We start from the raw sequence: 5,749 nt of genomic DNA on the forward strand, positions 1-5,749 counted from the left end.
GGCTGGTCGTCGCCATGAGCTCGACGCTGGCCGGCAATTTCACGCTGCTGGGTTCGGTCGCCAACCTGATCGTCGCCGAACAGGCGCGGGCCGCCGGCACGACGCTGTCGTTCGGCGCTTTTTTCAAGGTCGGCTTGCCTTTGACGCTGATAACGCTGGCCGCCGGCACCGCATGGCTGGCTTTCGGTTTCTAATGCATGTCGCCCAAAAGTGGCCCCGGTTTTGGGCCAACGACATGCATAAAACCAAAGGCTTAAAGCGCGTCGCGCTTTAGACCTGACTGCCTGAAAGTCGCGCCCGCACCAGCGTCGCCGCGGCGCGTCCGGCCGCTTCGATGTAATCGGGGTTGCGGTGGATCAGCATGATCGAAAAGCAGCCGTCGATCAAAAGCACGATCTCGCGCCCCAGGGTTTGCGGCTCCGCGACGCCATGGTCCGACAGGGCGCCGGCCAGCCATGTTTCGAAATTCAGCTTGTGCCGCGCGCCCACCTTGACCGCCGGATGTCCGGGCATCGAGGCGAGTTCGGCGGCCGTGCGCAGGAAGCCGCATCCTTTCCATTTCGGGTGGCGAGCGGACCTCGCCAGATTGGTGAAGATCGCCTCGACCTTGCGATCCGCGCCGCCTTCGGCAGCCTCGAACCAGCCGGCCATCCGCTTCAGATTGGGTTGGTCGCGGCCGTCGAGATAGGCGGCGATCAGGTCGTCCTTGCTCTTGAAATGGTAGTAGAGCGTGCGCTTGGTGAGACCCGCTTCCTCGGCAACGGCATCGACGCTGACACGACCGATTCCTTCTGCATAGAAGAGCCTGGTCGCGGCATCGACAATGCGTTTGCGGGTAGGGCTCTGCGTGTCGGGCATAAGCCTATGTATACCGACTAGTGAATATACACAAGCGACAAAGGGCATAGTCTTCCTTCCATCAGCATGATGGAGAAGGAACAGCCAAATGACAGATCTTGTCCTTAGCGAAACCCGGGATGGGATTGCCATCCTCACCCTCAACCGGCCGGAGAAACTCAACGCGCTGAACTATGCCCTGATCGACCGCCTGCTTGCGGTCCTTGACGACATGGAAGTCGATGACGGCGTCCGAGCGGTCATTCTGACCGGAGCAGGGGAGCGGGCGTTTTCGGCGGGGGGCGACATTCACGAGTTCTCGGCCAGCGTGGCGCTTGGCGTCGGTGTCGCGATGCGGGATTTCGTCATGCGCGGGCAGCGGCTGACGGCGAGGCTGGAAGCCTACCGCAAGCCCATCATCGCCGCCGTCAACGGCATTGCCTTTGGTGGCGGCTGCGAAATCACCGAGGCCGTACCGCTCGCTATCGCCAGTGACCGCGCTTTGTTCGCCAAGCCGGAAATCAACCTCGCAATGCCGCCGACCTTTGGTGGAACCCAGCGCTTGCCGAGGCTCGCGGGGCGCAAGCGGGCGCTCGAACTGCTGTTGACCGGCGACTGGTTTGCGCCGCCGCGGGCGCTTGAACTGGGTCTCGTCAACGAGGTTGTGCCGCATGCCGAGTTGATGCCGGCGGCATTTGATCTGGCCAGGCGTATCCTGCGGCACTCCGATCTGGCGATTGCCGGCATCCTCACGGCAGTGGCGCGCGGCCTCAACCAGAGCATCGCCGAAGGTTTGCTGGTCGAGGCCGAGCAGTTTGCCCGCGTGGCCCCGACCGCTGATCTGCGCGAAGGGCTGAATGCCTGGATTGCACGCCGCGAGCCGGGCTATGACGGCTCGTGGACACATATCGCGCGTCCCGACGAGGCCAGGCGAGCCTGAAGCGGGTCGCTGGAATTCCTCAGGCGACCCGCTTCAGGTCTTTGTTTTTATGCGTGTCGTTCTCCCAAAACCGAGGTTACTTTTGGGCGACATGCACTCGTCGGAGCTGGATCAGGGCGCCACCACCAAACGGCCCTTCATGTTGGGGTGAAAGCGGCAGAAGTAGTCGACCGGTCCCGCCGTCTTCAAAGTCAGGCTTGCGGATTTCTTCGGCGGGATCATCACTTCCCAGCCGCCTTTCACGGTTGCCGTGTGGGCGAACACATCCTTGTTCACCCACTCGATCGTGTCGCCGACCTTTGCCTCGACGGTGGCCGGAGAGAACACCAGCCTGTCGATGGTGACCTGGATGGTTTCGGCTTGCGCCGGCACGATCCCGACGGCGAGCGTCAACGCAATCCACAGATGGTGGTTCTGCATGCTCCCGGTCCTTACTTGAGCATGCCGGCGACGTGTTCGGCGTGCTGCTCATGGCCCTGGAATATCTTCAAGCCGGTTTCCAGCAGGCTTTTCAGCTCGGCATTCTGCGCCGACGGGATCAAAAGGGTTTCGAGCGCGCCGTTGACCTGCTTGTGATAGGCGACCTCATTGTCGACATAGGCCTTGTCGAAGGCAGCGCCGTGGAGTTTGGCGAGCTTGGCCCGCTCCTCCGTCGCAGCTTTGGTCAGCGCCTTGCTGGTGGGGTTGTCTTCCGGGGTGACCTTGAGCTTCTTGACCAGGTCGAGCGCCTGAACATTTACAGCCTCGTGATCGCGGACCATATCCTTGGCGAAATCGACAACCTCCTTGTTCTTCGATTTGTCGATGGCCAGCTTGGCCGCTTCGATGTCGATGACCCCGGCCGTGTAGGCGATATGGGCGATCTGCGGATCGGTCGGCTTGTCGGCGGCTTGTGCGAACGGCGCGGTGCCGAGCAGCAGCAGGGCGGCGAGCGCAGCAGTGTGTCGGATAGACATGGCATCTCCTTCGCCGGGACGCTGAAATCGTCCCGGACAGTGTTTTTCGGTTGACGGTCATTGGATGCTGGTCAGCGGCAAACGTTCCCGCTGAAATGAACTGAAATCCGCTGAGGCTCAGCTTTCCAGCCCGAGCCGTCGCATCACGGCGCTGGTCAGTCGTTCGCAACGCCGGCCGGCGAAGGGGAAGGCGTCGAGCAGCACCGGCCCGATCTGGTCGTCCAGCGCCTTGCGGACAAGGGCGCGGGCGCGGTGCAGCCTTGTCTTGACGGTTTGCGGCCGCACGCCGAGGAGGTCGGCGGTCTCTTCGATGCTCAGCCCCTCGATCACCCGCGCCACGAACACCGTCCGGTAGACGTCGGGAAGGCTGTCGGTGGCCTGTTCGACCAGTTGGAGGATCTGCCGTTGCGCCATTGTCCGTTCCGGATCGTCGCTGGGATTGAGGGGAAACCGGATGATCTCGGCTTGCGGATTTTCCGGCAGCGCCACCGTTTTGCGTCTTTTGCGCAGCCGGCCGAGCGCCTCGTTGATGACGATGCGCGATAGCCATGTGGCGAGCGAGGAGTCGCCGCGAAACGCATCGAGATGGGCGAAGGCCTTGACGTATGCCTCCTGCACGATGTCCTCGGCCTCGCTGTCATTGCGCACGACGCCGCGCGCGATCCGGTAAAGCCGCTGATTGTGTGTCTTGATGATGGTGCGGAAGGCGTCGCCGTCGCGCGCCAGCGCGCGGTGCACAAGCTGCATCTCGCCTGGCACAGCGGAAGGCACGGCCGTCAACACAGCAGGCATGGCAAGTTTCCTCAACCCAATCTCCGAACCAGGATCTCGATTGGGAGATTGGACGCTGTCGCCGGCAAAAGGTTCCCGAAGATTTTCTGCCGGGTCCGGCGGCCGCTACACTACAGTGCGAGCGAAGGCTTGTCAGGCAGCCTGCAGGCGCGCCGTGGCCGCCAACAGATCGGTCTGGGTGATCAGCCCGAGAATCCGCTTGTCGTCGTCGACGATGATGACCGCATGGCTGCGGCCGTCGGTGAGGACGGGCAGCAGACCCATGGCGGCGACGCCGGCGGCGGCTGTTGCCGCGGGCGTTAAGACGGATCCAACCGTCCCCGAGGCCTGGGTGAGTTCGCGCAACCCCACCGTGCCTGCCAGCCTGGCTTCCGCATTGACGACCGGCAAGGTGCGGATGTTGTGGTCAAGCAGCAATTGGCGCGCCGCCTCGGTGGAGGTGTGAGCATCGACCGAGATCACATCGCGCGACATGATGTCCTCGCACAGAAGGGTCTTGTGCGCGCGCACCATCGCCTGCAATTCGACCTGCCGCAGCAGCCGGTCGAGATCGTTGCGATCGATATCGAACGTCTCGTCGAGTGCGCCAAGCGCGGCATCGATGTCTTCCGACCGAAAGCCCACGCGCAGCTGCGCCGGCAGATCGCCGGTGCCGTGGCTGTTTGCCGGCGCCGCAACCGGCACATGCGGATAATTGCGCCGGGCCAGCCTGTGGAAGCCGTAGCCGAGCGCCACCAGCAGGATCGAGTTCAGCGCCACCGGCACGAATGGAAACAGGAAGCCGGCGCTGATCACGGCAGGCCCTCCCAGCACCGCGGTCAGCGCGGCCGCTCCGCCCGGCGGATGCAGGCAGCGCGTGAACGACATGGCGGCGATGGCCAGTGCCACCGCGATGCCGCTGGCAAGGGCGGTTTCGTGGATGAAATGCGCCACGATCACGCCGACCAGTGCCGATATCGTGTTGCCGCCGATGATCGACCATGGCTGTGCCAGCGGACTGGCGGGCACGGCGAACAGCAGCACCGCCGACGCCCCCATCGGCGCCACCAGCAGCGGCACGTGCGGGCCGTTGCCGAGCACAAGGCTGGCGATCACACCGGTGAGTGCAATGCCGATCGTCGCGCCGATACAGGCGACGAGACGCTCGCGCAGCGTCGCGCCGGCAAGAATGGGAACAAAAAGGCGGAAAGCCATGGGGTCGAAAACTCTGCCGATATTCCAGGGGAAGTCGAAAATGTGCTGATCGCACCGCAATGACGCGGCATCGTTGAATTTGAAAGCCAAACTGATCCGGGAAACTGCAATTTGAGGGAATAGAATTCCGCTACGCAGCCGCCGCCGCGGTCAGGCCGCGCGAAATGTCGGCCTTCAGGTCGTCGACGTCCTCGAGGCCGATCTGCAGGCGGATCAATGGACCCTCATAGGGGGCCTTCGCGACAACGCGGTCGCCGAGCCAGACCGGCACGGCAAGGCTCTCATAGCCGCCCCAGGAATAGCCGAGGCCGAAGATTTGCAGCGCGTCGAGAAAGGCGTGCTGCTGCTTTTGTCCGCCGCCGGCAAGCACGATGGAAAAGATGCCGCTCGATCCGGAGAAGTCCCGCTTCCACAGTTCGTGGTCCGGGTGGCTGGGCAGGGCCGGGTGGAGCACGCGCGCCACGCCCTTCTGGCCTTCGAGCCAGGAGGCGATGGCAAGCGTGCTGCGCTGATGGTGTTCAAGGCGCACGCCCATGCTGCGCAGGCCGCGCAGCACCTGGTAGACGTCGTCGGGCCCGGCGCAGCAGCCAAGCGTGCAGAAGCTTTCATAAAGATGCGTCCAGCAGCTCTCATTGGCCGACACCGTGCCAAGCAGCACGTCGGAATGGCCGGCCGGGTATTTGGTCGCCGCATGGATCGAGATGTCGACACCGTGGTCGAGGGGGCGGAAATACAGTGGCGTCGCCCAGGTATTGTCCATCATGACGATGGCGCCCGCGGCGTGCGCCGCCTTGGCGATGGCTGGGATGTCCTGCACCTCGAAGGTGTTGGAGGCCGGTGATTCCGTGAACACCACCTTGGTGTTGGGCTTGATCAACGCCGCGATGCCGGCGCCGACATGGGGGGCGTAGTACTCGACCTCGACGCCCAGCCGCTTCAGCATCGTGTCGGCGAAGTTGCGGGTCGGATGATAGACGGTATCGACGATCAGCAGATGGTCGCCGGCCGACACGAAGGCGAGCAGCGGTAC

The 5,749-nt window shown here is 63.6% G+C and carries 7 protein-coding genes and 1 pseudogene; 2 read left to right on the forward strand and 6 right to left on the reverse strand.

Annotated features, from left to right (window positions below; genetic code table 11):
- A pseudogene (locus tag ENZ74_RS19445) lies at nt 1-194 on the forward strand (anion transporter); the annotation flags it as partial.
- A gap of 76 nt (nt 195-270) precedes the next feature.
- On the opposite strand, the gene ENZ74_RS19455 reads toward ENZ74_RS19445, so the two are convergent.
- Nucleotides 271-858, reverse strand: coding sequence for a TetR/AcrR family transcriptional regulator (locus ENZ74_RS19455; RefSeq protein ID WP_024505017.1), 588 nt, complete (start codon nt 856-858; stop codon nt 271-273).
- Between the two features lie 88 nt (nt 859-946).
- On the opposite strand from ENZ74_RS19455, the gene ENZ74_RS19460 reads away from it, so the two are divergent.
- On the forward strand, nt 947-1,777 hold the full coding sequence (locus ENZ74_RS19460; protein ID WP_013532431.1) for a crotonase/enoyl-CoA hydratase family protein: 831 nt from the start codon (nt 947-949) through the stop codon (nt 1,775-1,777).
- A 111-nt stretch (nt 1,778-1,888) separates the two neighbouring features.
- Here the strand turns inward: ENZ74_RS19460 and ENZ74_RS19465 are convergent, their stop codons facing one another.
- The 5 genes from ENZ74_RS19465 to metC form a co-directional block, all read right to left on the reverse strand.
- A complete protein-coding gene (locus ENZ74_RS19465; RefSeq protein ID WP_013532430.1) occupies nt 1,889-2,197 on the reverse strand; it encodes a cupredoxin family copper-binding protein in 309 nt (102 codons plus the stop codon).
- An 11-nt stretch (nt 2,198-2,208) separates the two neighbouring features.
- Nucleotides 2,209-2,733: a DUF4142 domain-containing protein gene (locus tag ENZ74_RS19470; RefSeq protein ID WP_013532429.1), complete on the reverse strand. Its 525-nt coding sequence runs from the start codon at nt 2,731-2,733 to the stop codon at nt 2,209-2,211.
- A gap of 117 nt (nt 2,734-2,850) precedes the next feature.
- On the reverse strand, nt 2,851-3,525 hold the full coding sequence (locus ENZ74_RS19475; RefSeq protein ID WP_013532428.1) for an RNA polymerase sigma factor: 675 nt from the start codon (nt 3,523-3,525) through the stop codon (nt 2,851-2,853).
- A gap of 132 nt (nt 3,526-3,657) precedes the next feature.
- Complete coding sequence (locus tag ENZ74_RS19480; RefSeq protein ID WP_013532427.1) at nt 3,658-4,719, reverse strand: HPP family protein; 1,062 nt, start codon at nt 4,717-4,719, stop codon at nt 3,658-3,660.
- A 130-nt stretch (nt 4,720-4,849) separates the two neighbouring features.
- Nucleotides 4,850-5,749: cystathionine beta-lyase (gene metC / locus ENZ74_RS19485; RefSeq protein WP_127312930.1), on the reverse strand; the 900-nt coding region annotated here is incomplete at its 5' end.

The organism is Mesorhizobium sp. M7A.F.Ca.CA.002.15.2.1, assembly GCF_003998715.1.
Taxonomy (GTDB): Bacteria; Pseudomonadota; Alphaproteobacteria; order Rhizobiales; family Rhizobiaceae; genus Mesorhizobium; species Mesorhizobium ciceri.